The 25,749-nt window shown below is 53.2% G+C and carries 22 protein-coding genes; 12 read left to right on the top strand and 10 right to left on the bottom strand.

The features are described from left to right. Positions 1–3: 3 nt before the first annotated feature. Positions 4–1,371 (bottom strand): pyridoxal-phosphate dependent enzyme, encoded by a 1,368-nt coding sequence (locus ACCC84_RS01430; protein ID WP_198772776.1) that lies wholly within the window; start codon positions 1,369–1,371, stop codon positions 4–6. Between the two features lie 510 nt (positions 1,372–1,881). On the opposite strand from ACCC84_RS01430, the gene ACCC84_RS01435 reads away from it, so the two are divergent. After that, positions 1,882–3,087, top strand: coding sequence for a serine hydrolase (locus ACCC84_RS01435; RefSeq protein ID WP_164844322.1), 1,206 nt, complete (start codon positions 1,882–1,884; stop codon positions 3,085–3,087). Between the two features lie 75 nt (positions 3,088–3,162). Here ACCC84_RS01435 and ACCC84_RS01440 read toward each other — a convergent pair whose 3' ends face one another. The 4 genes from ACCC84_RS01440 to deoC all read right to left on the bottom strand — a co-directional run bounded on the left by ACCC84_RS01440 (position 3,163) and on the right by deoC (position 8,478). After that, positions 3,163–4,530, bottom strand: coding sequence for an L-serine ammonia-lyase (locus ACCC84_RS01440; RefSeq protein ID WP_004965156.1), 1,368 nt, complete (start codon positions 4,528–4,530; stop codon positions 3,163–3,165). A 94-nt stretch (positions 4,531–4,624) separates the two neighbouring features. Next, on the bottom strand, positions 4,625–5,923 hold the full coding sequence (locus ACCC84_RS01445) for an HAAAP family serine/threonine permease (protein WP_004965152.1): 1,299 nt from the start codon (positions 5,921–5,923) through the stop codon (positions 4,625–4,627). Positions 5,924–6,873: 950 nt separating this feature from the next. Beyond that, the gene (gene deoR, locus ACCC84_RS01450) at positions 6,874–7,638 is read right to left on the bottom strand and encodes a DNA-binding transcriptional repressor DeoR (protein ID WP_004965150.1); all 765 of its coding nucleotides are present in this window, start codon (positions 7,636–7,638) and stop codon (positions 6,874–6,876) included. Positions 7,639–7,797: 159 nt separating this feature from the next. Then, on the bottom strand, positions 7,798–8,478 hold the full coding sequence (deoC, locus tag ACCC84_RS01455; protein ID WP_004965147.1) for a deoxyribose-phosphate aldolase: 681 nt from the start codon (positions 8,476–8,478) through the stop codon (positions 7,798–7,800). Between the two features lie 199 nt (positions 8,479–8,677). On the opposite strand from deoC, the gene rbsK reads away from it, so the two are divergent. Genes rbsK through ACCC84_RS01470 form a run of 3 tightly spaced genes read left to right on the top strand, consistent with a single transcriptional unit; the run spans position 8,678 to position 11,968 of the window. After that, on the top strand, positions 8,678–9,610 hold the full coding sequence (gene rbsK, locus ACCC84_RS01460) for a ribokinase (protein ID WP_371901473.1): 933 nt from the start codon (positions 8,678–8,680) through the stop codon (positions 9,608–9,610). A 1-nt stretch (position 9,611) separates the two neighbouring features. Beyond that, the gene (gene fucP, locus ACCC84_RS01465) at positions 9,612–10,943 is read left to right on the top strand and encodes an L-fucose:H+ symporter permease (RefSeq protein WP_273867280.1); all 1,332 of its coding nucleotides are present in this window, start codon (positions 9,612–9,614) and stop codon (positions 10,941–10,943) included. An 11-nt stretch (positions 10,944–10,954) separates the two neighbouring features. Beyond that, positions 10,955–11,968: an aldose 1-epimerase family protein gene (locus ACCC84_RS01470; RefSeq protein ID WP_371901474.1), complete on the top strand. Its 1,014-nt coding sequence runs from the start codon at positions 10,955–10,957 to the stop codon at positions 11,966–11,968. Positions 11,969–11,997: 29 nt separating this feature from the next. On the opposite strand, the gene ybjG is transcribed toward ACCC84_RS01470, so the two are convergent. Beyond that, positions 11,998–12,603, bottom strand: coding sequence for an undecaprenyl-diphosphate phosphatase (gene ybjG, locus ACCC84_RS01475; protein WP_004965137.1), 606 nt, complete (start codon positions 12,601–12,603; stop codon positions 11,998–12,000). A gap of 5 nt (positions 12,604–12,608) precedes the next feature. Next, positions 12,609–13,355, bottom strand: coding sequence for a phosphatase PAP2 family protein (locus ACCC84_RS01480; RefSeq protein ID WP_088499639.1), 747 nt, complete (start codon positions 13,353–13,355; stop codon positions 12,609–12,611). Positions 13,356–13,583: 228 nt separating this feature from the next. Here ACCC84_RS01480 and eco point away from each other — a divergent pair, with 228 nt between their 5' ends. Continuing rightward, positions 13,584–14,093 (top strand): serine protease inhibitor ecotin, encoded by a 510-nt coding sequence (gene eco / locus ACCC84_RS01485; RefSeq protein WP_004965129.1) that lies wholly within the window; start codon positions 13,584–13,586, stop codon positions 14,091–14,093. 91 nt (positions 14,094–14,184) lie between these two features. Here the strand turns inward: eco and ACCC84_RS01490 are convergent, their stop codons facing one another. After that, entirely contained in the window at positions 14,185–16,161 is a 1,977-nt protein-coding gene (locus ACCC84_RS01490) for an alkyl/aryl-sulfatase (protein WP_371901475.1), read from the bottom strand. Between the two features lie 853 nt (positions 16,162–17,014). On the opposite strand from ACCC84_RS01490, the gene ACCC84_RS01495 reads away from it, so the two are divergent. After that, entirely contained in the window at positions 17,015–17,659 is a 645-nt protein-coding gene (locus ACCC84_RS01495) for a Qnr family pentapeptide repeat protein (RefSeq protein ID WP_039992288.1), read from the top strand. 596 nt (positions 17,660–18,255) lie between these two features. Beyond that, the gene (locus ACCC84_RS01500) at positions 18,256–19,092 is read left to right on the top strand and encodes an alpha/beta fold hydrolase (RefSeq protein ID WP_004965120.1); all 837 of its coding nucleotides are present in this window, start codon (positions 18,256–18,258) and stop codon (positions 19,090–19,092) included. A gap of 293 nt (positions 19,093–19,385) precedes the next feature. Here ACCC84_RS01500 and ACCC84_RS01505 read toward each other — a convergent pair whose 3' ends face one another. Further along, on the bottom strand, positions 19,386–21,074 hold the full coding sequence (locus tag ACCC84_RS01505; protein ID WP_004965085.1) for an aspartate:alanine antiporter: 1,689 nt from the start codon (positions 21,072–21,074) through the stop codon (positions 19,386–19,388). Positions 21,075–21,387: 313 nt separating this feature from the next. On the opposite strand from ACCC84_RS01505, the gene ybjM reads away from it, so the two are divergent. Next, positions 21,388–21,756, top strand: a complete 369-nt coding sequence (gene ybjM / locus ACCC84_RS01510; RefSeq protein ID WP_371901476.1) for an inner membrane protein YbjM — start codon at positions 21,388–21,390, stop codon at positions 21,754–21,756. 40 nt (positions 21,757–21,796) lie between these two features. Here the strand turns inward: ybjM and ACCC84_RS01515 are convergent, their stop codons facing one another. Beyond that, entirely contained in the window at positions 21,797–22,060 is a 264-nt protein-coding gene (locus ACCC84_RS01515; protein WP_004965081.1) for a GrxA family glutaredoxin, read from the bottom strand. 238 nt (positions 22,061–22,298) lie between these two features. Between ACCC84_RS01515 and ACCC84_RS01520 the strand changes: the two genes are divergently transcribed. The 4 genes from ACCC84_RS01520 to potF all read left to right on the top strand — a co-directional run bounded on the left by ACCC84_RS01520 (position 22,299) and on the right by potF (position 25,697). After that, positions 22,299–22,601, top strand: coding sequence for a YbjC family protein (locus ACCC84_RS01520; RefSeq protein ID WP_198772768.1), 303 nt, complete (start codon positions 22,299–22,301; stop codon positions 22,599–22,601). A 40-nt stretch (positions 22,602–22,641) separates the two neighbouring features. Continuing rightward, positions 22,642–23,544, top strand: a complete 903-nt coding sequence (gene rimK / locus ACCC84_RS01525; RefSeq protein ID WP_039992280.1) for a 30S ribosomal protein S6--L-glutamate ligase — start codon at positions 22,642–22,644, stop codon at positions 23,542–23,544. A 169-nt stretch (positions 23,545–23,713) separates the two neighbouring features. Then, on the top strand, positions 23,714–24,193 hold the full coding sequence (locus ACCC84_RS01530) for a type III secretion system chaperone family protein (RefSeq protein WP_004965072.1): 480 nt from the start codon (positions 23,714–23,716) through the stop codon (positions 24,191–24,193). Between the two features lie 394 nt (positions 24,194–24,587). Next, positions 24,588–25,697, top strand: coding sequence for a spermidine/putrescine ABC transporter substrate-binding protein PotF (potF, locus tag ACCC84_RS01535; RefSeq protein ID WP_004965067.1), 1,110 nt, complete (start codon positions 24,588–24,590; stop codon positions 25,695–25,697). Positions 25,698–25,749 lie beyond the last annotated feature (52 nt).

Raw genomic sequence — 25,749 nt, forward strand, 5'->3', positions numbered from 1 at the left:
CTTTTAGGCTAATTTCTGACGCCAGGCGTTCAGTACGTCGGTACGTGTGATAAGACCGAGGAAGCGCTCGCCGTCGAGCACTACCGCGACGTGGCCGTGAGAAAACGTCGCCATCAACTGTCGTTGATCGGCGTCTTTTTGCAGGGTTTGCACCGCGCGCGTCATGGCACGCTCGGCCGGCAGGTTGAAGTGACTGGCGTCGGCCTGCAGCGCATTGAGCAGATCCCATTCGTCAATCAGCCCGACCACGCGGTCGTTGTCCAGAACCGGCAGTTGTGAAATGTCATACAGCCGCATGCGTGCATGTACCACTGCCAGCGTGTCGTCCGGCGCGGCGGCAACCGTCGCACCCTCATCATGGCGATAGGCAATCAGATCGCGCAGGTCACCCTGCGGCGGGCGCTGCAGCAGTCCCTGCTCACGCAGCCAGTAATCGTTATACATTTTTGACAGGTATTTATTGCCGCTGTCGCAGACAAAGGTGACAACGCGTTTTGGCGTGGTCTGCGCACGGCAGTAGCGTAGCGCGGCAGCCAGCAGCGTACCGGTTGACGATCCGGACAGAATGCCTTCCTTGCGCAGTAGCTCGCGGGCGGTGCTGAACGCTTCACGATCGCTGATGCGATAGGCGTTGCGCAGCCGTTCGAAGTCACCGAGCGGTGGCACGAAGTCTTCGCCGATGCCCTCGACCAGCCAACTGCCGGCGTCGCCGATTTGGCCGTTATCAAGATAATCCGCCAGAATCGAGCCGGCCGGATCCGCCAGTACCAGCTCGGTGTCCGGCGAGACGGTGGAAAAATATTGGCTCAGCCCGCCCAGCGTGCCGCCGGAGCCAACGCCGACCACGATAGCGTCAATCTGCTGTTCCATCTGGCGCCACAGCTCCGGCGCGGTGGTCTTGGCATGCGCCGCCGGGTTGGCCGGGTTGTTGAACTGGTCAATATACAGCGCGCCGGGGGTTTCTGCCGCCAGCCGTTGGGCGTAGTCTTGATAATACGCCGGGTGACCCTTGCCGACGTCGGAGCGGGTCAGCAGCACTTCTGCGCCCAGCGCGCGCAGGTGGAAAATTTTCTCGCGGCTCATCTTGTCCGGCACCACCAGCAGCAACCGATAGCCTTTCATCGCCGCGACCAGTGCCAGCCCCAGCCCGGTGTTGCCGGCGGTGGCCTCAATGATGGTGCCGCCGGGGGACAGTTGTCCGTCGCGCTCCGCCTGTTCGATCATCGACAGCGCCACGCGGTCTTTGATCGAACCGCCGGGGTTTTGGTTTTCCAGCTTCACGAACAGGCGGCACGGGCCGGTATCAAACTGTGTCAGTTCCAGCATCGGCGTATTGCCGATGGTGTCGAGTGCGGATGTCGCGATTGCCATGGCTTTCTCCAGAATAATTCGGTTTTAAAACCGTTGTTTGGATGATAGCGCTGCAATTGTGGCTATTGAAAAGAACAAATAACCTGGTTATATGCGGTTTTGGAATATATTAGTCTTGATTTGGGCGTCAAGGCGTATAGCCGTATGGCGGTTAAAACGTTTGGCTGGCTGTTGGCACGAGTAGAGGCTGTAACGGCAACACAGCGCTGTCCGGTCAATCGGCAGTGGTACTAAAAATGGCTGTTTGGCACGGTTTTTACTCAATTTGTGGCCTAAAGCGTACAGTTATGTAAAAGTCCTGAAAATCACCGCTAAACCCTGCAAAAATAAGATAAATCTAATAAACTCACAGCAAGGGCCGTTTCGGTACATAACTTAAATTAATACGCAATCGCCGGGAGTTGGCGATTGGAATGATGTACCGGGCACTTCTCGCTGGTTGGCTGAAAACGCAACAGGTTTGAAAGTTAACGCTATTTCAATGGTTTGAAAGGACACTCTGGCGACGATATGATGAAAAAAAATTTATCTTCTTCCCTTAAAAAACTGACCTTTAGCGTCGGTATTCTTTGTCTTGCCTTGCCTGCGGTTCAGGCTGCCGCGCCACCGGCTCCGCCACAGGTCGATGCAAAGGCATTTGTATTGATGGACTACAACAGCGGCAAGATCCTGGCGGAAGGCAACCCGGATAGCCGGCTCGATCCAGCCAGTCTGACGAAAATCATGTCCAGCTATGTGATCGGTCAGGCAATCAAGGCCGGCAAGATCAAGCCGACCGATCTGGTTACCGTTGGTAAAGACGCCTGGGCTACCGGCAATCCGGTATTGCGCGGTTCATCGCTGATGTTTATCAAACCGGGCGATCGGGTGCCGGTGATGGAGCTGAACAAAGGTATCGTTATTCAGTCAGGCAACGACGCCAGCATTGCGCTGGCGGACTATGTGGCCGGCAGTCAGGAATCCTTTGTTTCATTGATGAACGGCTATGCCAAGCACCTAGGCCTGCAGAATACGCATTTCCTGACGGTACATGGTCTGGATGCCGAAGGACAATTCAGCACCGCGCGCGACATGGCGCTGCTGAGTCAGGCGCTGATTCGCGACGTGCCGGATGAATACGCGCTGCACAAGGAAAAGGAATTTACCTTCAACAAGATCCGCCAGGTAAACCGCAATCGGCTGCTATGGAGCAGCAATCTGTCGGTTGACGGCATCAAAACTGGCTATACCAGCGGCGCTGGCCACAATCTGGTGGCCTCCGCCACCGATGGCCCGATGCGGCTGATTTCGGTGGTGCTGGGTGCGCCGAGCGATCGCGTGCGTTTTAGCGAGAGCGAAAAGCTGCTGACCTGGGGCTTCCGTTTCTACGAAACCACCACGCCGATCAAGGCAGACAAGCCGTTTATCACCCAGCGGGTGTGGTTTGGCGACGTCGGTGAAGTGCCGTTGGGCGTCGCGAAAGATGCATCGATCACCATTCCGAAAGGGCAGATGAAAAACCTCAAAGCCAGCTATAAGCTCAACAGCGATAGCCTAAAGGCACCGTTGGCCAAGAATCAGGTGGTGGGCACCATCGACTTCCAGCTTGATGGCAAAGTCATCGATCAGCGCCCGCTGGTGGCGATGCAGGAAGTCAAAGAGGGGAACTTCTTCAGCCGGATCTGGGATCGGGTGATGATGACGCTGACCCAGTGGTTCGGCAGTATCTTCGGCTAAACCGGTTAGCGATCGGTTGCAGCCTGTGACGGGGCGCCTTGAACGGCGCCCCGTCTGTTGTGCGGCATCAGCCAATCAGTTGCAGGCCACCACTTTGATCGCCAGCCCGCCTTGCGACGTTTCGCGATATTTGGCGTTCATGTCCTTGCCGGTTTCATACATGGTTTCGATCACCTTATCCAGGCACACGCGCGGCTCGCTGGTACGGCGTAGCGCCATGCGCGCGGCATTGACCGCCTTCACGGCGGAAATCGCGTTACGTTCGATACAGGGCACCTGAACCTGGCCGGCCAGCGGATCGCAGGTCAACCCCAGATGGTGCTCCATGGCGATTTCTGCCGCAATGCACACCTGAGCCGGGCTACCGCCCATCAATTCTGCCAGACCGGCAGCCGCCATCGAACAGGCTACTCCAACTTCGCCCTGACAGCCGACTTCGGCGCCAGAAATGGAGGCGTTCATTTTATACAGTGCGCCTATCACACCCGCGGTCAGGAAGAAGCGGCTGTAGGAATTGGTATTCACCGGTCGGATGAACCGATCGTAATACGCCAGCACCGCCGGAATGATCCCGCAGGCACCGTTGGTCGGCGCGGTAACCACCCGTCCGCCGGCGGCATTTTCTTCGTTCACTGCGAAGGCGAACATATTGATCCAATCCACCACGTTCATCGGATCGATATTGTTTTTGTCGCCGGTGACCAGCATGCGGCGCAACGCGGCGGCGCGGCGCTGTACCTTCATCGGCCCTGGCAGCAGTCCTTCCGTGTTCATACCGCGCTCGATACCGTCACGCATTACCTGCCATACGGCGGCGAAATGGGCGTCGATCTGGTCTTTGCTGCGCAGCGCCAGTTCGTTCTGCATCACCAGCCCGGACAGTGACAGGCCGGTGTCCTTGCAGTGTTGTTGCAGATCGCGTGCGCTGTGATACGGGTACGGCAGTGGCCGTGCATCGCTGGCGGGCAGGCCAAAATGCGCTTCATCGACGATAAAACCACCGCCGATCGAATAATAGGTTTGGCTGTGCAGCAACTGTTCCTCGGCGAACGCACGGATGCGCATGCCGTTTTCATGCAGCGGCAGATTGTCGTGGTGGAAATTCATGCTGCTGGCCAAGGGGAAATCCACCTGATGGCGGCCACCGGCAATCGGCAGACGAGCGGTGACTTCTACGTCACGGATAAAGCCGGGGATGCTGTCAATGTCCACGTCATGCGGCAGGTTGCCTGCCAGCCCCATGATAATCGCAATGTCGGTATGGTGGCCCTTACCGGTCAGCGACAGCGACCCATAGACATCCACCACGATATGACGGGTTTGCTCGAGTAGCCCGCCGTCAATCAAATCGTCGACAAACTGTTTGCCGGCTTTCATCGGACCGACGGTGTGGGAACTGGATGGACCAATGCCAATTTTGAAAATATCGAAAACGCTAACCATGGTCTCGCCTCCTTATAATGAATAAAGGCGTCAATCAAACAGGGGAATGGGGTCGTGCAGAAGTGCCGGCGCACGGAGCGCCGGCGGTACGGGATCAACTGAACAGGGTGTACAGGATGGCCGACATGGCGATCAGACCCATCAGCACCACGAAGGCGTTGCTGATATGCCCGCTGTACTTGCGCATGGCAGGCACTTTGCGAATGGCATACATCGGCATCAGGAACAGCAGCATGGCGATAATTGGGCCGCCGAGGGTTTCAATCATGCCCAGAATGCTTGGGTTCAGCGTTGCCACGATCCAGGTGGTTACCAGCATGAAGATGGCGGTGATGCGGTTCAGCTTGTTGGTGCTGATGGTTTTGCCGCGGCTCTTCAGGGATTTATGCACCATACCGTTAAAGCCTTCACGGGCGCCAAGGTAGTGACCCAGGAACGATTTGGTGATGGCAACGAAGGCGATTACCGGCGCGATGTATTCAATCATCGGGTTATGGAAGTGGTTTGCCAGGTAAGACAGAATCGAAATGTTCTGTGCCTTGGCTTCCGCCAGGTTGGCCGGTGACAGGCTCAGCACGCAGCTGAACACGAAGAACATCACGGTCAGTACCATCATGATGTGTGCGTAAGCCAAAATGCGTGAACATTTCTTCTCGGCGTCCGCGCCGTATTCTTCGCGTTTTGCCACAGCAAAGGCGGAGATGATTGGCGAGTGGTTGAACGAGAACACCATCACCGGAATCGCCAGCCACAGCGTCATGATCAGGCCGTGACCCAGACCGGCACCGCTGCCAGACAGTGACACGTTTTCGAAGATGGCGCCGGTCCAGTTAGGGATCAGATACAGCGCCAGCAGCATCAGTACCGCGACAAACGGGAATACCAGAATGCTCATGGTTTTAACGATGGCCTGTTCGCCAAAGCGCACGATGGTCATCAGCCCGAGGATCAGGATTAACGACAGAATGGCGCGCGGCGGCGACGTCATGCCCAACTGGTGGGTAATGAAGCTGTCGACGGTATTGGTGATAGCGACGCTGTAAACCAGCAGAATCGGATAGATGGCAAAGAAGTACAGCAGGGTAATCAGCTTACCGGCGCTGATGCCAAAGTGTTCTTCTACCACTTCGGTGATGTCTTCGCCGGGGTTTTTGCCGGACAGTACGAAGCGGCACAGGCCACGGTGGGCGAAGAAAGTCATTGGGAAGGCGATAATCGCCATGATGATCAGTGGAATCAAACCACCGATGCCGGCGTTGATCGGCAGGAATAGCACACCGGCGCCAATTGCCGTGCCGTACAGGCCCAGCATCCACATGGTGTCAGTTTTGCGCCAGGTACTGCTGGAACCCGAAGCCGCAGAGGCAATAGTGCCGGTCTGAGTAGTGTCCATAAATATCTCCGAAGTGAACACGTTAATTTAAAATTAATAAAACGTAAGCTTAAAACCCTCGACGTAATAGAACATTGGCGCCGACGGTGAAATCAAATGTGACTGTCGGGGATAAGTACGTCCCCCTGGTTATATATTGTGCTAAGCACCGTTGCCGGTTAACTGGTTGCAAATTTTTCTGCCGCAGGCAGGCAGATAAATGCCTTTTATGCCGGAGGATACCTGTCCGCCGATTTTGTTGGCGGCAAGATAACGATTTGCAGCAGAAACAACCGTGATCACGCTCTCAAATGCACAATATGCGCAGGTATAGGCTTTTTTGTGTTTTTTTAATGCACCTGTTGCGCATTTGTGTAATATTTTGTGCTGAAAGCGCTCTCAGCAGAACCTCTATGTTTATCTGGTTTGTTGAAACTTTGACCAGATAAAAGGCTGCTTTTAGGAATAAGTCGAGCAATATATTTTATGCGGATGGCGTGATCTAGTTAAAAACTGTCAATAAGCGTTTTTAGTGATGTAGATCACATTTGTTGTTTAAGTGGGGTTTTTGTTAATATATTGATTTAATTCATTTATTTTTGTTTTTTGCTCAGTATTGGTCGTTGCCCTTATTGACTCTCATCGGTATAAATCTGCGCAATCATTCATCATATAAATAACCGTGCCAGATTGTTTTTTCAGCAATTTGGTTAATTCAATGTGAATATTTAGATAAGAATCTTCTTGCTCTTTGTCATATAAATAGCGGCCGTTATTACGGCGTCCGCGGATTAATGCATCAGGATTACCAATACGCTAAAAAATGCCGTCGCACTTTGTTGCAATTTATTAACCTGGCGCCGCAGGAAAATCGCGCTACGCGTCGATCGATCGCGCATTAATTGCACAGTATTACGCGGTATTTTCGGTAGGGGAAACCGCCGGGCAGTCCGCCGGCGGTGAATAAATCATCAATAGCGAAGGGCGATACCGTGCTGGTCAAAGAACTCGCTGAATGCATGGTCGGGTTGCCGATCGGTAATGATGCGGTCAAATTGGCTCAGTGGCGCGATACAGGCCGGTTTCACCTTGCCGAACTTACTGTGGTCGGCCACCAGGATGGACTGCTGCGCCATCGCCATGGCGCGGTGTTTCATTTCCAGTTCATCAAAGTTGAAACAGGTTGCCCCCTGTTGCAGGCTGAGGCCAGCGGCGGAGATAAACGCCAGGTTCGGGCAGATATGATCCATCTCGTTGTGTTTGCCGACGCCGCTGAAGATGTAGTTATTGGGTTTGAATTCGCCACCGCACAGGATCACCGTGCACTGTGGTTTGTCCTGCAATGCCAGGAAAGTATTTAAGGAGTGGCAGACGGCAACAAACGGCAGATCGTCGGAGATAGCGTCAATAATTGCCGGGGTGGTGGTACCGCAGTCGAAAAATACCGTGTCGTTTTCGTTGACCAACGGCGCGGCAAGCAACCCGATACGCCGTTTTTCGTTGACCTGTTTGGCTTTTTGGTCGGAGACAAAATAGTGGGTAACGCCGTTGTTGCGTGGATCGGCTACCACATAACCGCCGAGCAGCACCACGGCGGCAGGCTCGGCGCTAAGATCGCGACGGATGGTCATTTCAGAGACGCCCAGTAGTGCAGCGGCTTCTTTTAAATGAATCTTGTCAGCACGCTTTAGCGCCTGGATTAGTCGGTTGATACGCTCTTCGCGCCGCGTTTCCATGTCGTGTTCCCAAAGGTCTAGAAATAAAGAATCATGTTGCAGCTTGCGCGGGCCGCTACACCGAAAAGGTGATAAGCACAAAAATGCGGGGCTGCGTATAGAACGCATTACCCCGCATGTTATTCGCCCGGTTAACGGTGGCGCAGTCAACCGTCAGAATCAGTAACTGCCGGCAGCGGCCTCGGCACCGGAAACGATTGCGACGCCGGAGCTGGTACCAATACGCGTGGCGCCTGCGGCGATCATCTTCTCGGCGGTGGCACGGTCGCGCACCGCGCCAGACGCCTTCACGCCCATTTCACTGCCGACGGTTTCACGCATCAGCTTGACGTGCTCTTCGCGTGCGCCGCCGGTGCTGAAACCGGTGGAGGTTTTCACGAAGGCGACCTCAAGTTCGCGGCACATTTCACACACTTGTACGATTTGCGCGTCGCTGAGCAGACAGGTTTCCAATATTACCTTCAACGGGATCGCGGCGCAAACCTCGCGCACTGCGGCGATGTCGGCTTTTACCCGATCGTTGAGGCCGCTTTTCAGCCAACCGACGTTGATCACCATATCGATTTCCTGCGCCCCGGCAGCGATGGCCGCTTTGGCCTCGAACGCCTTGGCCACCGTCAGACCCGCACCCAGTGGGAAACCAATCACCGAACAAACTTTGACCTCGCTTTCCTGCAGCAGGTGTGCCGCCAGCGGAACGTAGCCGGAGTTAACACAGACCGCATAAAAATTGTGCTGTTGTGCTTCTTCGCACAGTTTGGCGATTTGCGCTTCACTGGCGTCCATCGCCAGCAGGGTGTGATCGATATAGCGAGCGTAGTCAATGTTTTCAATAGTCATTGCGATTCCTTAATCAGAGTCAGCCAGATAAACGTGAGTAATGTGAGAATTATAACATCTGTTACGGTGCAAATATAGATTGTTTTAGCGTGTAACCGGTGATTCATAGTTGCGATCGATGTCACACATATAACAATCACGCGTTGATAATGTTATTTAATTAACATCATATGATTAAAAAAACAACGGGGACACAACGATGGATATTGCAGTAATCGGTTCGAACATGGTGGATTTAATCAGCTATATCGACCAGATGCCAAAGGCCGGAGAAACGCTGGAGGCAGCGGAATTTGAGCTGGGTTGCGGTGGTAAGGGGGCCAACCAGGCGGTAGCGGCCGCCAGGATGGGGGCCGATGTGATGATGGTGACACGGGTAGGGGACGATCTGTTTGCCGATAACACGCTGCGTAACCTGCAACGGGCCGGTATTGATACGCGTTTTGTGAAGAAAGTGCCGGGCGTCAGCAGTGGCGTTGCGCCGATATTTGTCGATCGTTCAACCTCGCAAAACCGTATCTTGATCGTCAAAGGGGCTAATAATCACCTGTTGCCGGCAGATATCGACCAGGCCGCCGATGCCCTGCAACAGTGTCGATTGATCATTTTGCAACTCGAGATTCCACTGGAGACGGTGTATGCGGCGATTGATTTTGCACGGCGACATCACATCAAGGTGATCCTTAATCCAGCCCCCGCAGCGCGCGAGCTGGATATTCGCTACGCCTGCCAATGCGAATTCTTTATCCCCAATGAAACCGAGCTGGAAATTCTTACCGGCATGCCGGTCGACAACGATGACAATATTCGCCGCGCCGGCCAGAGCCTGCTGGCTCAAGGCTTGCGCAACCTGATTGTTACTCTTGGACAACGCGGCGCACTGTGGATGACTGACAACAGCTGTGAGCATGTTGCGTCGCTGCCAGTGAGGGCGCTGGATACCAGCGGCGCCGGCGACGCATTTATCGGCTGCTTCGCGCAGCATTATATTCGTCAAAACGATGTCCTGAGCGCCATGCAGCAGGCGGTTGCCTATGCCGCCTATAGCGTCACCGGCAAGGGCACGCAGCGTTCTTATCCTGATGCTGCGCAGTTCCATGACTTTATCTCCACCAGACAACAAGGAGTATAAAATGCGCCAGACCATCAAGCAGCAAGCAGACGGTTATCTGAACAGGACGCCGCTGTTTCAATTTATCCTGTTGTCCTGTCTGTTCCCGTTGTGGGGCTGTGCCGCCAGCCTGAACGACATTCTGATAACCCAGTTCAAGAGCGTGTTTGCGCTGAGCGATTTCGCCAGCGCGCTGGTACAGAGCGCGTTCTATGGTGGTTATTTTCTGATTGCCATTCCGGCATCGCTGGTGATTAAAAACAGCAGTTACAAAGCGGCAATTCTGATCGGCCTGACGCTGTATATCGTCGGTTGCATGCTGTTTTATCCCGCTTCGCATATGGCGACCTATACCATGTTTCTGGCGGCGATTTTCGCCATTGCCATTGGCTTGAGCTTTTTGGAAACCGCTGCCAACACCTACAGTTCGATGATTGGTCACCGCGATTACGCAACGCTGCGGTTGAACGTCAGCCAGACGTTTTATCCGGTGGGGGCGCTGATGGGCATCGTGCTGGGAAAATATCTGGTATTTCAGGAAGGGGACAGCCTGGAAGCGCAGATGGCCGGCATGTCGCCGGATCAGGTTCATCAGTTCCGCCTGTCGATGCTGGAACATACGCTGGAACCGTACAAATACCTGATTATGGTGCTGGTGGTGGTGATGCTGCTGTTCCTGCTGACCCGTTATCCACGCTGCAAGCCGCAAGATGAGCAGGGTGAGCAGGCCGCGGCGCCGGCATTGGGGGAAACGCTGAAATACCTGGCGGGCAACGCGCGGTTCCGTAAAGGCATTGCCGCACAGTTTTTATATGTCGGCATGCAGGTGGCGGTGTGGTCGTTCACCATCCGTTTGGCGTTGAACCTCGGGGCGGCCAACGAACGTGATGCGTCCAACTTTATGATTTACAGCTTTATCTGCTTCTTTATCGGCAAGTTTATTGCCAACTTCCTGATGACTCGCTTCAAAGCCGAAAAAGTGCTGATTGTCTATGCGCTGCTGGGGCTGGTTACGCTGGCCTATGTAGCGCTGGTGCCGAACTTTACCGCCGTTTACGCAGCGGTGTTTGTTAGCGTGCTGTTCGGCCCCTGCTGGGCGACCATTTATGCCGGTACCCTGGCAACGGTAGAAAACAAATATACCGAAGTGGCCGGGGCGATCATCGTCATGTCGATTGTCGGCGCGGCGTTTGTTCCGGCATTGCAGGGTTATGTTTCCGACCGTCTTGGTTCGATGCAACAGGCGTTTGTGGTCTCGCTACTGTGTTTTGCCTATGTCGGGTTCTATTTTTTGGCGGAGCTTCGCCATCAAAAACGTCAGACTGCGCACAGAATGGCTACCGATCAATCATAAGGAGAATGCGGATGAAAGCGAAAATACATTTATTTCCTGAGTTGTTCGGTCCTGCACCGCGTGAGGTATACCGCTGTGCATCATTCTGCGTAACGGCGTTTCGCTATCCCAGCGGCATTGCCGGTTTAACGTTGGCGAATAGCCGCGGCCATCTGACGGTGCTGCCGTACTACGGGCAGATGATCTGGGACGCGCAGTTCGACGGCCATGATTTAAAAATGGAGAATATGTTTAGCCAGCCGCGGCCAGGCGACAACATTGTAGATACTTATGGTTGCTTTGCCTTCCATTCGGGACTGTTGAGCAACGGCTGCCCGTCGCCGGAGGACTGTCATTCGCTGCATGGCGAAATGCCGTGCGCGACCATGGACGCAGCCTGGCTGGAGGTGGAGGGCGATCGGCTGGCGATAGGCGGCAGCGTAGAATATGTCAAAGGATTCGGCCACCGTTATCGAGCGCAGCCGGCGGTGAGGTTGACGGCGTGCAGCGCGCAGTTCGATATTGAAATGCAGGTCACCAATCTGGCCGGTGTGCCAATGCCGCTACAATATATGTGTCATATGAATTATGCCTATGTGGCGGGCGCGACGTTTCGACAGAATTTGCCCGGTTCAGCGCTGCAACTGCGTGAAAGCATCCCGGCGCACGTTAAGCCGACGCCGTCATGGTTGGCGTTTACTCAACGTCTGGCCGAGCGTGGTCAAGGGGTCTGCGAATTGAGCGAGCCGCAGCATTACGATCCGGAAATCGTCTTTTTTGCCGATCGACTGTCGCAGTATGTCGACCAGGCCGAGTTCTTCATGCTCGCGCCGCAGGGGCACCGGTTCGTGACACGCTTTTCCACCGCGCAGTTCAATTATGCCACGCGCTGGATTTTGCATAATGCGGATCAGAAGGTTGCCGCGTTTGTTTTACCGGCAACCTGTCGGCCTGAGGGGTATCTGGCGGCTGAACGCGCCGGGAGCTTGCTGATGCTTGCCGCTGGCGAAAGCCGGGCGTTTTGTGTGACCACCGGGGTCGTTTAAATAACGGGGCGGTAACGCCCCGCAGGTGATTACTCTTTTACCCAGCCTTTGCGGATCGGGAAGGCAAACAGGAAGCGATACAGCCGTTCCAGTTTGGCGGCAATCAGATCGCCAAACAGATTCCATACCAGTTGCGCGAACAGACAGCCAACCATGCCCAGCAACAACCCGCCCACCATATCCAGCGGCCAGTGTACGCCAAGATAGACGCGTGACCAGGCAATGCCTGCCGCGACAACCATCAACATGATGCCGGACCACATGCGGTGCCAGCACAAAAATGCAATGGCAAAGGTGAAAATCGCAGTGCCGTGATCGCTGGGGAAGGAGCTGTCAGGAGCATGTTGCAGGAAGGTATAACCGATGCCGGCAACGAATGGCCGTTCGTGCGGTAGCAGCATGCCGATGGAGGCTGAGGCCAACAGGGAAAAACCGAGAGCAATTGTCGTCTTCGCCACTACCGCACGTTGTGAAACCAGCGCGTTTTTTGGCCCCCATAACCACAGTCCGACAATCAGCAGCGGGACGATGGCGATCAGATCGCGTGCCAGGAAGGTGGCGAGATCGATCGTCCATTCTGGCGAGGCCGGGGTCGCGTTAATCCAGGCGAAAAGAAGATAATTCAACTGCTCCATTATAGTTACCTCGTCTTGCGGCTTAAGTAGCCGCTAACCCACCAATAAACAGCCAGTTGGCTGAACCAAACCCACCAACCTGCCCACAGGTTATGGGAAAAGAAATGTGCGCCGCGCATCACCTGGCCAAAGCCCATCAGCATGCCGAGCGTGAGGCCGCCAAACCACCAGGTATAAGCGATGCGCGGCCGCAGCGGATAAAACAGAAAAAACACCGCCATCAGCGCAAATCCGCTGGAGGCATGCCCACCCGGGAAGCAGCGTCCCGGCCCCGGGTGGGGCGGTACCGCGCCCAGCAGGGGATAGGACATCGCCTGACCGCCGTATTCCAGCAGGTCCCATGGGCAGGAGTGCGCGCTGCTGGCCTTCAGGACGCCGACCACCAAGGGGCCGATACCCAGCAGCAGCATGCAGAACGCCAAACGCGCATGCCGCTGGTAGATCGCCCACAGCAAGCTGGCCGCTGCCGCGCCGATCACGCTTATTTTCAGCAGTCGATGATTGATTAAATCGAGCCAAAAATTGTTTTGCCAGGGAAAATGCCCGCTGGCAGCGTCATACCAGTAATTGCTGATCGCCCAGTCCAGTTGCTCGTTGCGTGAAAGCCACATCAACAGCAAGCCACTGACCAACAAACCAAAAACCTGCCAACGGTAAAAGGATGTCGGCAAAGAGTAAATGGCAGATGTCTTAATATGTGGTGTTGTTGAGGTTTGATTTAACAAAGGTTGTGCCAGTTTTTGTCGCTTCACAGGGGCGCTCGCGAGATAACAGGGATACGCCGACTGTAATAATTCTGTCTTAAGAAAACCTTAATACGGAATTTTGCGTTATTTATCCGTTTTTTATGCTGTATTTTATTTTCATGTTGGTTGTTAAGTTTATCGATATCTATATGTAAAGAAGATTAAACCGTTGGCATGTGGCAAGGGAGTGTATTAACGTATGCTCGGATTTTAGGAAAATCATAGGGAAAGTTAATGAAAAAGATCTCTTTGCTGGTTGCCGGCATGCTGATGGCAACCACCGCCGGTGCGGCGACCTCTGCGACCGACAACGACCCCCTCAGCCAACAGCCGCTGGAAAAGGTAGCGCCTTATCCGCAGGCAGAGAAGGGCATGACGCGACAGGTCATTTACCTGCCGAAGCAGGACCATGAAGAAAACTTTAAAGTGGAACTGCTGATTGGCAAGACGCTGGAAGTGGACTGCAACCGCCATATGATGGGCGGCAAACTGGAAAGCAAGACGCTGTCCGGCTGGGGTTACGATTATCTGGTGCTGGATAAACTGTCTGCGCCAGCCTCTACCATGATGGCCTGTCCAGACGGTAGCAAGCACCGGCAGTTTGTGGCGGCAAATCTGGGGGATGCCGCAATGCAGCGCTATAACAGCCGCCTGCCGATCGTGGTCTATGTGCCGCAGGACGTGGAGGTGAAATACCGCGTGTGGCAAGCCGCTGAAACCGTTAACAGCGCGGTGAAGAAGTAATTATCCGCCGTTGTAGCCGCTTACTGATGTTCGCGGCATTCAACTGCCAATGCAATGCCCCGGTGACGGCGACCTCACCGGGGCATTGCGTTTATGGCGTGACGATATTAAACCAGAAGTCGAACTTATCCATATAGCCCAACAGTTCGTTTAGCTTTTGGCTATCGCCGGTGATTTTTACATCCCCTTTGTCTTGCTCTTCTTTCAGCGTCTGTTCTTTCAGAACGATACGGTTCAAGGCGTCACGGGAAAGCGTAATCGTCGCATCGGCGTCTTTGGCTTCGGCGTTGGCGGTGTGGTTGAGCACGCCGTTTTCCAATTCGATTTTGTATTTACCGTCTTGCTCGCCGAAGTCAAAGTTCAGCACGATATGCGCCTTGGCGGCTTTTTCACCGTTAATATGCACGCCTAAATAGTCAAAGAACATCTCCGGCGTCATGGCGCGTACCGTGTCCGGACTGGCGGTATTTGGCGTTGGTAATTGCTTGACGCCGTTGCGCAACTCTTGTGCCCCGGTCAGGTAGAAGTTGCGCCACGGGCCGGATTCTGCCTGGTAGCCAAGCTGTTCCAGCGCATCCGCCTCAAGGTGGCGAGCCGCTTCGTTCTTGGGATCGGCAAAGACCACTTTACTGACCACCTGTGCTACCCAGCGATAGTTGCCCCGATCATAGTCAGCCTTGGCTTTCTGCAGAATATTGTCCGCGCCGCCCATGTACTCAACGAATTTCTTCGCCGCTTCTTCTGGCGGCAGTTCATCCAGCGTGGCCGGGTTACCATCAAACCAGCCAAGATAAAGCACATAGGTGGCCTTGACGTCATGACTTACCGATCCGTAATAGCCACGGTTAGCCCAGGCCGTGGCGAGCGCGGGCGGCAGGGTAAAGTTGGCGGCGATTTCGTCGCGCGTTAGACCTTGGTTCGCCATACGCAGCGTTTGGTCGTTGATATACCGATACAGGTCACGCTGGCTTTTCAGCAGGTTTTTAACGTTGTCGTTACCCCAGGTCGGCCAATGGTGTTGCGCCATGATAATTTCGGCTTTGTCACCCCATAACTGCAATGCATCGTTGATATATTTTGACCAAGGCAGCGGTTCACGAATTTTTGCCCCGCGCAGAGAATAGGTGTTGTGCAGCGTATGTGTGACGTCTTCTGCTGCTTCAATCAGCTTTTTCTCTTCGATATACCACAGCATTTCAGCTGGCGCTTCAGAGCCTGGAGCCAGCATAAAGTCATAGGTCAATCCGTCGATCACTTCCTTCTGACCGGTTTTGGTAATGTAGTTCGTAGGTGCGATCAGGGTCACGGTTCCAGCGGAGGTTGTGGTACCCAGACCGGCGCCGACCTGTCCTCTGGCCTCTGGTTTGAGCAGGTTGCCATACATGTAACTGGCGCGGCGGCTCATCACGTTGCCCGCCATGATATTTTCGGCGACCGCAGAATCCATAAAGCCGTCAGGCGCATAAATTTTCACTTTGCCGTTTTTGACATCTGCTTCGTCTACCACGCCGCGTACGCCACCGTAGTGGTCAACGTGGCTGTGGGTGTAGATCACTGCAACCACCGGTTTCTTGCCACGATTCTTATAGTACAGTTCCATACCGACCTTGGCGGTTTCTGCTGATACCAATGGATCGACCACCGTGATGCCTTCTTTCCCTTCAATAATGGTCATATTGGAAAGATCGAGGTTACGAATTTGATACACCCCATCGGTGACTTCAAACAAGCCGCTAATATTGATGAGTTGCGATTGCCGCCACAGGCTGGGGTTGACCGTATCGGGGGCTTTTTCCCCCTCTTTAATAAATGCGTATTGTTGCGGGTTCCAGATAACGTTGCCCTTTTCGCCTTTAATTATCTCTTGCGGTAGAGGGGCAATAAAACCTTTGTGGGCGTTGGTAAAGTCGGTGTTATCGGAGAAGGGGAGTTGTTCATACAGGGCATTATTTGCCTGTTTTGTCGCCGCTGTCGCATCTTTTGTTGTTTCTTGTGCCAAGCCAGGCATCGCTATGGTAGTGAGTAATCCCGCTAAGGCGAGGCTTTTGACGATTGGTTTTAGTCTCATCTGTTGGCCTTTTAGTGATGTAGGGAACATATCCCTGTGTTGGGAACGTAGAATAGTTTCCCATCGGTATGTTCAGTGATGCTAAATAATTGAGATGTAAAAATAAATATAATACAACATTTACATTTTGCAAGTTTTAGACATGGAATTAATTATTAATGTAAGCGTAGGTAATTTTTTTAATTGCTGGAGTTTGGGCTGCAAATTCCCTGGCTGGCCTATCTGGTAATATACAGGGGGCATATTTTCGTTTTATTTAAACTATGGAATAATATGAAATGCAATAAATTAGAAGTAGTTATGTTTTGTATGTTTTCACTCTTAATGGCTATGCAAGAAACGTCGGTTGACGTGGAGTAGGTGAGTAATTCATTGGTTATTATGGCAGTGCTTATATTGAGATTACCTTTGGGGTTATAATATTTAATGAGTGATTTATTTTGGCGGTATATACCCTATCGTCTGCTTTTATATAATGATATAATGTAGTGGTGATTTTAGATAAAATCCCCTGTATTTTTCTTTGAATGATATTTCGCTAAGGTAAGTTCAATAAAATACCAGCTTAGTAACAGCGCTAAATTAAGTACCTCAACACCATGTTCGTCTCTCGGGTGTTGTCGACTGTCAGGTTTAATTGTTTTCCAACACAACACACGGCCAGATAACTATCTTGGCAATAGCCCGCAAATCTGCGGCCTCTTGTGTTCTGGCCACCATTGGTGTAGGCGCCGATCGGCAATGTTATCAGCGAGCCGTGACTTATACAGCCCATCCTTGATGACGGTTTACTCTGAGGCCAAGGGAAGGCTACAATGGCATGGCATATGTATAAATAAACAGGTATCTTGCTATGACGTTGATCCTCAAGGGTGAAAAGATTGAACGTGATCGATTTACTGGCGCCAAAATTGAACATGCCATTTTCCACAACTGTAATTTTTCCGGCGTTGATCTGACTGGCAGTGAGTTTATCGGCTGTCAGTTTTACGATCGCGAGAGTCAACAAGGCTGTAGTTTCAGTCGGGCACAGCTTAAGGATGCCAGTTTTAAACATTGCGATTTATCCATGGCAGACTTCAGAAACGCCAACGCATTGGGCATCGAAATCCGTGAATGCCGGGCACAGGGCGCAGATTTTCGCGGCGTCAGTTTTATGAACATGATCACTTCGCGCAGCTGGTTTTGCATCGCCTACATCATAAAAAGCAATCTGAGCTATGCTAACTTTTCGAAAGTGGTGCTAGAGAAGTGCGAATTGTGGGAAAACCGCTGGAATGGCGCTCAAATTCAGGGGGCGAGTTTCAGTGGTTCGGATCTCTCCGGCGGAGAATTTGCTTCATTTGACTGGCGTTCCGCCAATTTTACCCATTGCGACCTGAGCAATTCGGAGTTAGGAGAGCTTGACGTACGCAATATCGATCTACAAGGCGTTAAGCTGGACAGCTACCAGGCGTCGCAACTGATGGAACGCCTGGGCATCATTGTTTTAGGCTAGCATTGCCTTGTGTGGTCCTACTCGGGGCGAAAGGAAATATAACGCCGCCAATAATGGCGGCTTTTTGATTTTTGCTTATTCGCTTGGCCGCTCAGACAGTGCGAAGCGGATCGCAGCTTCCCTGAACCACGGGCTAATCTCTTTCTTACTTGCCAGTCGCACGTTACGAAAAAACGTCTGGGCGGTTTGTTTGACGCCGCCGAAACCGCCGATATTCCATATGATTTAGAGCGGCACGCGCCGGTTGCTCAACGGACGATCGTGGCTGACCTTGTTAAGATGGGAATTCGATGTCTTGATGATTTTGATTACACTAACTTTTTGATAATTATCATAAAGTTATATGTATAGGGAAAGGGTATTTCATCAATAGGAAATATGAGATAACTCTTAACAATACATGATGTATTTTATTGGAGGCGATGATATTAAATTGATAAGAGATGAACTTAATTATTTATCATCTTATACAGTTTGTGGCATTGATGCTATGGGGTTTTTTTCGGCTTCATACGCAATAATCTCATGTCATCGCTAAAGGTAATACATTTAATTTTAATCAGTAGTTGTCATATTTCTACAAAGGAGTGAGTGATATGTCATTCGTAAAAACTAAAGATGGCGTTAATATTTACTTTAAAGACTGGGGGGCGAAACAGGCGCAGCCTATTGTTTTCCATCATGGTTGGCCATTAAGCGCTGATGATTGGGATAATCAGATGCTGTTTTTCCTGGCAGAGGGTTTTCGCGTAATTGCTATCGATCGCCGTGGCCATGGCCGTTCAGATCAGGTTAGCGAAGGGCACGATATGGATCACTACGCGGCTGATGCTTGCGCGGTGGTTGAAAGCCTTGATCTGCATAACGCCATCCATGTTGGCCATTCAACCGGCGGCGGTCAGGTTGCTCGCTATGTGGCTAAATATGGTCAACCGCAGGGCAGAGTAGCCAAAGCGGTGCTGATAAGCTCCGTACCGCCGTTGATGGTGAAAACCGAGAATAACCCTGGTGGCACGCCCATCGAGGTGTTTGACGGCTTCCGCAAGGCACTTGCCGCCAATCGCTCTCAATTCTATCTCGATGTCGCCAGTGGTCCATTCTATGGCTTTAACCGACAGGGGGCTGAAGTTTCCCAAGGAACCATTCAAAACTGGTGGCGCCAGGGGATGACCGGCAGCGCTAAAGCGCACTATGAAGGGATCAAGGCGTTTTCAGAAACCGATCAGACCGAAGATCTCAAAGCGATTACCGTACCGGTGCTGGTGATGCAGGGCGATGACGATCAGGTTGTTCCCTACCAAAATGCCGCCATTTTGCAGGATAAGTTGTTGGCCAATAGCGAACTGAAAATTTATCCGGGATTACCTCATGGTATGCACACTTCGCACGCGGATGTGATTAACGCCGATCTGCTTGCCTTTATTCGTTCTTAAGCTGCTCTAGCCGTTGGGGCGTTATCCCCAGCGGCCATACCATGGCGTTAATGGCTGTCGCCATTGGGCGGTTGTGAGGATATTATAGCTCTGTGCTATAAGGTTATTTTTTTCAGGCAACAAAAAACCCGATAATCTTGAACCTAAAAAGGCGGGACTATCGGGCTCCACAAAATGGGGACATCAAAGAAAAGCAGTGGCACTAATTCAGACTGCCCCCCAGGCAAAAAGTTCTGCCTGATGACAAAAATTTCAAAAATATTTTGCGCTAACCCATTTCTTTTTCTTAACTGTCAGCCGAGAATTCCTGGCCACAGCACCACGATCAATGAACCCGCCAAGGTTAACAATACGTTAGCGATAGCGTAGGTACCGGCATAGCCCAGCGCAGGAATGTTACTGCGTGCGGTGTCGCTGATAATTTCCATTGCTGGCGCGCAGGTGCGGGCGCCCATGATGGCACCGAACAGCAGCGCGCGGTTCATACGCAGCACGTAGGCACCGAACAGGAAACAAATCACCACCGGCACCAGGCTGACAATCAGGCCGGAAATCAGCATCTGCCCACCGACGGCGCCCAGGCCGTGGCCAATACCGGCGCCGGCGCTTAGGCCAACCCCGGCCATAAACACCATCAGCCCGAACTCTTTGACCATATTCAACGCGCCCTGCGGGATATAGCCGAAGGTAGGGTGGTTGGCACGCAAAAATCCCAGCATGATGCCGGACATCAGCAGCCCGGCGGCATTGCCGATGCCGAACGAGAAATTGCTGAACTGAATGGTGATCTGACCAATCAGCAGGCCGATAATGAAGAAGGCGCAGAACGCCAGCAAATCGGTGACCTGGCTGTGAATCGAAATAAAGCCGATTTTTTCTGCCACGCTCTTCACTCGGCGGGCATCGCCGCTCACCTGCAGTACGTCGCCCTTGTTCAGCACGATGCTGTCGTCAATCGGCATTTCAATCTGGCTGCGGATCACGCGGTTGAGGAAGCAGCCGTGATCGGTCAGTTTCAACTGGCTGAGGCGCTTGCCAACCGCATTGCTGTTTTTGACCACGATTTCTTCGGTAACGATGCGCATATCCAGCAGGTCGCGGTCGAACACCTCCTTGCCGTTACGGAAGCTGGGATCCAGCCGCGCATGGGCGTCCGGATAGCCGACCAGTGAAATCTCATCGCCCACTTGCAGTACCGCATCGCCATCAGGGTTCGCCAGGATGCCGTTGCGGCGAATGCGCTCGATATAACACCCGGTCTGGCGATAGATGCCCAGTTCACGCAGATTCTTGCCGTCAGCCCAGGCCACCAACTCCGGCCCGACGCGGTAGGCGCGGATCACTGGCAGATAGACCTTGCGCTGGCTGTCGGTATCCAGGCCGCGTTCACGGGCGATTTGCTGTGCGGAGGTCGGCAAGTCCTGATGTTGCAACTTCGGCAGATAACGCGCGCCAAAAATCAGGCTGACCAGACCGATCAGGTAGGTCAGGGCGTAGCCCAGGCTGAGGTGATCCTGCGCGGAAAGCAGCGCCGGGCCGTTGGTGATGGTATTACGTAATGTATCGCCGGCACCGACCAAAACCGGCGTTGAGGTCATTGACCCGGCGAGCATGCCGGCGGTCAGGCCGATATCCCAATGGAACAGCTTACCGAGACCGATCGCCAGTACCATGGCAGTGCCGACCATCACCAGCGCCAACATCAGATAGTTTTTGCCGTCGCGAAAGAAAATAGAGAAAAAGTTGGGCCCGGCTTCTACTCCGACGCAGAAAATAAACAGCATAAAGCCCAGGCTTAGCGCTTCAGTGTTAATCGCGAAATGTTGTTGGCCGAGCAACAACGAAACCACTAAAACTCCAATGGAGTTACCGAGTTGGACGGAACCCAAGCGAAGTTTACCGAGGCAGAGCCCCAGGGCGAGTACCACGAACAGTAACAGAATGTAGTTACCGTTTAACAAACTAGCGACGTTTATGTTCACGGAGGATAACTTATTGTTTACCAGTAAGTGCTTGATATGGCTGACTATAAAAGATAAATTCAGCCATGGGATATAGGGATAGATTACGATAAAAAACCAATCAGCGAAGATAACGCGATCCCTCGATCGGCGGCGCTTATTCTAGACGCTCTGAGGCAGGACAGCCAGCATAAAGCAGCTATCCTGCACGCCTTTCTACCTTTAACTCTCTTTTAGCCAAGGAAAAAGTCCAGCTGCGCACCGTTTTTTGCGGCTGTGGGTTCCGATTTCTGTGGTCTGGCCGCAGTGGTTGTTTGCAAAGGGAGGTAAACCTATGGCGGGTTATCGCGATTGGCTTGGGGTAATCGGCAGTTTTTTATTGTTTGGCGTGATGTTCTTTTGCCAGCAGAGCGGCATTGCCGATCACCATCAGGGGAAGACCGGTTTGTTATTGTTTCTGATCCCCGGCGTTATCGGCAGTTACCTGTCCGGCTCCAAACGTCTGCTGGCGCCATTGCGCGGTGCGTTGTATGCGTTGCCGTTGTGTCTGTTGCTACGCTATTTTTGGCTGGCGCCGCCGCCTTCGTTCTGGCAAGAGCTGGCTTATGGTATCAGCGCGGTGTTTTGGTGCGCATTTGGCGCCATGCTGTTGCTGATGGTACGCAAGCTACTGTCGCCATGCCTGCCTTCGCGACGGCATTAAAAAAGGCGCCTCAGGCGCCTTTTTATTGTTCCATAACAACTTATTGGAACAGATTCAGGTTTTCTTTGGCATAGGCTTCAAAGTCGGTGCAGCCGCCAATATGTTGCTGATCAAGGAAAATCTGCGGTACCGTTTCAACCGGTTTACCGACGGTTTTTTCCAGATCGGCCTTGGTGATGCCTTCAGCGTGGATATCAACATAACGGAAGTTGAAATCATCGCGCTCTTCAGTCAGTTTTTCTGCCAGTTCTTTAGCACGGACACAATATGGACAGCCCGGACGCCCGAAGATTACTGCAAACATGAAATACTCCTCGTTTATTCAATCTATTATCGCTGTTGTAACGACATCCCGTCAGTCAAAAAAGACCTCAGCCAACGCATCACTTCAGGTGCAATGGCGCTTACTATGCCCGTTGGGGCCGATAAAAAAAAGCAGGATTTACCTGTTAATCTGATTTACGCCGCCTATTAGTTATCTGGCGCTGTTGTCAGCGCCGGGAATTCACTACACTGTGCGCAGCATGACAGGAGGGAGCAATATGCGTTCATTCGGCGATTTACCACGCCCGGTATTGGCGTTGGAAGGCGTGGGTATGGTGATGCTGGTGCTGGCGTATCTGAGCATTCATGACTATGTTCAGTTGCCGGGCTGGCTGGGGTCGCAAACCGCCGCGGTTGGCATGATTTTCCTTGGCGTGGCGCTGATGATACCGGCTGCCGCGTTTTTGGTCTGGCGTGTGGTTCAGGGGTTCGGCCCGTTGATGCACGGCGGTTTACCGCCAGAAAACGATCGGCGCAAAGCATCGCCGGAAGATCAAAAAGACCGCCCGCCGCACGACTGAGCGTTGTGCCGTCGGGAGTTGCCCGTTTGGGGGTAATACGTTGAAAATTGCCATTCTTTCGCGCGATGGATCGCTGTATTCGTGCAAACGGCTGCGCACAGCGGCGGAGCAGCGCGGGCATACCATTGAGGTGATCGATCCGCTCTCCTGCTATATGAATATCAATCCGGCGGCGCCGACCATCCACTATCGTGGCCGCCAGTTAGATCGTTATGACGCGGTTATTCCACGCATCGGCTCGGCGATCACCTTCTATGGCACCGCGGTGCTGCGTCAGTTTGAGCTGCTCGGCAGCTACCCGCTGAACGAGTCGGTTGCCATCACTCGCGCGCGTGACAAACTGCGTTCGCTACAGTTGCTGGCGCGTCAGGGTATCGATCTGCCGATCACCGGTTTTGCCCATTCCCCCGACGATACCGGCGATTTGATCGCACTGGTTGGCGGCGCTCCGCTGGTGGTCAAACTGGTGGAAGGCACGCAGGGCATCGGTGTGGTACTGGCGGAAACGCGTCAGGCGGCGGAAAGCGTGATTGATGCGTTTCGCGGCCTGAACGCGCACATTCTGGTGCAAGAGTACGTTCAAGAAGCGCAGGGGCGGGATATTCGCTGCCTGGTGATCGGTGGGCGCGTGGTGGCGGCGATTGAACGGCGGGCCAAGGCGGGGGAGTTTCGTTCCAATCTGCATCGCGGCGGCACGGCGAGCAAGGTGACCATCACCGCCAAGGAACGGGCGGTAGCGGTGAAAGCGGCGGCAACGCTGGGACTGGATATTGCCGGGGTGGACATTCTGCGCGCCGAACGCGGCCCGTTGGTGATGGAAGTCAATGCCTCGCCGGGGCTGGAAGGGGTGGAAACCACCACCGGTTTGGATATTGCCGGTATGATGATCGACTATATTGAGCGGCGTGGACGTCCGGGCTTCCGGCTTAAATCGGGGGGGTAGTCCACCACCTGACGAGCATTTTTGCCGTTCAGCGCTCGGTACGGCAACAATTTCTCGCCGATAATGATTGCATTAGCGAATTAAGCCGCATTGATCGTGGCATCACGGATGAATATTCCGTAAGCTATGCGCCTTTTCGTATTTATGAACCTTGTGAGGCTGGTACCGTATGGATTCACTCATCGTCCCTGATTTGGCGTTATTACGACGTTGGCTGGATCAACTGGGCATCTCATTTTTTGAATGTGATTCCTGCCAGGCGCTGCACCTGCCGCATATGCAAAACTTCGACGGCGTGTTCGACGCCAAGGTTGACCTGGTCGATGACGTTATCCTGTTTTCCGCGCTGGCGGAGGTCAAACCGACGGCGCTGATCCCGTTGGTGGCCGATCTCAGCCAAATCAACGCCAGTTCGCTGACCATCAAGGCCTTTGTCGACGTTCAGGATGACAACCTGCCGAAACTGATCGTCTGCCAGGCGCTGAGCATTGCGGTCGGCGTGACGCTGGAACAGTTTGCCCACTTTATGCAGCAGGGCGAAGAGCAGATCTCGATGGTGATCCTGGAAGCCAGGGCGAACGATCTGCTGTTTATGGGCGACGAAGAAGACAACAACGCTGGCACCGCCCGCCAGGCAATGCTGCACTGATCCCCGCTGAATACTGACATGCCGTTGCCCAAACGGCATGTCGTCCGTAGTTCCTTCCGCCATAATTTATTCTGCGTTTTACCCACTGTTGCCAGATATTTCTCGTCGTTTATGCCGTTAATGGCGTATCAACATAGAGAAAAATGCATAAAAAATCGATAAAAGGCGTTTTTTACCCTAGCGTATGGTGCGATGCCTGCGCAGCGGTTATGCTGCTGATGCTGCCAAAAGGTCGGTAAATCACCTGGTGGCCATGCAGGCTGTCAAGCAATAAAGCATTAGGTAATCAATTGCATAGGCATGCACTTTCCATTGCAACGATTGCACTCGGGCAAGACAGGTTTTGTATCATTCTGGGATACAAATTCACCCTTTGTTTTGGAGGTAGTTACGGATGGTCACCCAACGTAAAAAGTGGTTGTCGGGCGTTGTTGCCGGTTTATTGATGGCGGCAAGCGTGACCGCGTCGGCAGAAGAAAAAATCCTGCATGTCTATAACTGGTCCGACTATATAGCACCGGACACCCTGGCGAAATTCCACAAGGAAACCGGCATCAAGGTGGTGTACGATGTCTTTGACTCCAACGAAGTGCTGGAAGGCAAACTGATGGCGGGCAGCACCGGTTTTGACCTGGTGGTACCGTCGGCCAGCTTCCTGGAGCGCCAACTGTCCGCCGGTGTGTTCCAGCCGCTGGATAAAAGCAAACTGCCCAACTATAAAAATCTCGATCCTGAATTGCTAAAGCTGGTGGCCAAGCACGATCCAGAGAACAAGTATGCCATCCCTTACCTGTGGGCCACCACCGGCATCGGCTATAACGTCGACAAGGTCAAGGCCGCGCTGGGTAAAGATGCGCCGGTCGACAGCTGGGATCTGGTGCTGAAGCCGGAAAATCTCGAGAAGCTGAAAAGCTGCGGCGTTTCCTTCCTTGATGCGCCCAGTGAAATATTTGCCACCGTGTTGAACTATCTTGGCAAGGATCCCAACAGCAGCGATGCCAAGGATTACACTGGCCCGGCCACCGATCTGCTGCTGAAACTGCGACCGAGCGTGCGTTATTTCCATTCTTCTCAGTATATAAACGATCTGGCCAACGGCGATATCTGCGTGGCGATCGGCTGGGCGGGTGACGTCATGCAGGCGTCCAACCGCGCCAAGGATGCCAAAAACGGCGTTAACGTGGCGTACAGCATTCCAAAGGAGGGCGCGCTGGCGTTCTTTGACGTCTTCGCCATGCCGGCCGACGCCAAAAACAAGGATGAAGCCTACCAGTTCCTTAACTTCCTGATGAAGCCGGAAATCATTGCCGATATCAGCAACCACGTCTATTACGCCAGCGGCAACGCGGCCGCCACGCCGTTGGTGAATGCCGAGGTGCGTGATAACCCGGGCATTTACCCGCCGGCAGAGGTGCGCGCCAAAATGTTCACGCTGAAGGTGCAGGAGCCGAAGCTTGATCGCGTGATCACCCGTGCCTGGACTAAAGTTAAAAGCGGCAAGTAATCATCGCGGCCCCGGATCGTTAATCCTCGACGATCGGCAGGCGGCATTGACC

Origin of the sequence: Serratia odorifera, from assembly GCF_041448735.1 — a bacterium.
Lineage (GTDB): Bacteria > Pseudomonadota > Gammaproteobacteria > Enterobacterales > Enterobacteriaceae > Serratia_F > Serratia_F odorifera.

Bases quoted from the DNA above. Each gene is read 5' to 3' on its own strand.
- ACCC84_RS01430 (WP_198772776.1), bottom strand. From the start codon at position 1,371: ATGGCAATCGCGACATCCGCACTCGACACCATCGGCAATACGCCGATG.
- ACCC84_RS01435 (WP_164844322.1), top strand. From the start codon at position 1,882: ATGATGAAAAAAAATTTATCTTCTTCCCTTAAAAAACTGACCTTTAGC.
- ACCC84_RS01440 (WP_004965156.1), bottom strand. From the start codon at position 4,530: ATGGTTAGCGTTTTCGATATTTTCAAAATTGGCATTGGTCCATCCAGT.
- ACCC84_RS01445 (WP_004965152.1), bottom strand. From the start codon at position 5,923: ATGGACACTACTCAGACCGGCACTATTGCCTCTGCGGCTTCGGGTTCC.
- deoR (WP_004965150.1), bottom strand. From the start codon at position 7,638: ATGGAAACGCGGCGCGAAGAGCGTATCAACCGACTAATCCAGGCGCTA.
- deoC (WP_004965147.1), bottom strand. From the start codon at position 8,478: ATGACTATTGAAAACATTGACTACGCTCGCTATATCGATCACACCCTG.
- rbsK (WP_371901473.1), top strand. From the start codon at position 8,678: ATGGATATTGCAGTAATCGGTTCGAACATGGTGGATTTAATCAGCTAT.
- fucP (WP_273867280.1), top strand. From the start codon at position 9,612: ATGCGCCAGACCATCAAGCAGCAAGCAGACGGTTATCTGAACAGGACG.
- ACCC84_RS01470 (WP_371901474.1), top strand. From the start codon at position 10,955: ATGAAAGCGAAAATACATTTATTTCCTGAGTTGTTCGGTCCTGCACCG.
- ybjG (WP_004965137.1), bottom strand. From the start codon at position 12,603: ATGGAGCAGTTGAATTATCTTCTTTTCGCCTGGATTAACGCGACCCCG.
- eco (WP_004965129.1), top strand. From the start codon at position 13,584: ATGAAAAAGATCTCTTTGCTGGTTGCCGGCATGCTGATGGCAACCACC.
- ACCC84_RS01490 (WP_371901475.1), bottom strand. From the start codon at position 16,161: ATGAGACTAAAACCAATCGTCAAAAGCCTCGCCTTAGCGGGATTACTC.
- ACCC84_RS01495 (WP_039992288.1), top strand. From the start codon at position 17,015: ATGACGTTGATCCTCAAGGGTGAAAAGATTGAACGTGATCGATTTACT.
- ACCC84_RS01500 (WP_004965120.1), top strand. From the start codon at position 18,256: ATGTCATTCGTAAAAACTAAAGATGGCGTTAATATTTACTTTAAAGAC.
- ybjM (WP_371901476.1), top strand. From the start codon at position 21,388: ATGGCGGGTTATCGCGATTGGCTTGGGGTAATCGGCAGTTTTTTATTG.
- ACCC84_RS01515 (WP_004965081.1), bottom strand. From the start codon at position 22,060: ATGTTTGCAGTAATCTTCGGGCGTCCGGGCTGTCCATATTGTGTCCGT.
- ACCC84_RS01520 (WP_198772768.1), top strand. From the start codon at position 22,299: ATGCGTTCATTCGGCGATTTACCACGCCCGGTATTGGCGTTGGAAGGC.
- ACCC84_RS01530 (WP_004965072.1), top strand. From the start codon at position 23,714: ATGGATTCACTCATCGTCCCTGATTTGGCGTTATTACGACGTTGGCTG.
- potF (WP_004965067.1), top strand. From the start codon at position 24,588: ATGGTCACCCAACGTAAAAAGTGGTTGTCGGGCGTTGTTGCCGGTTTA.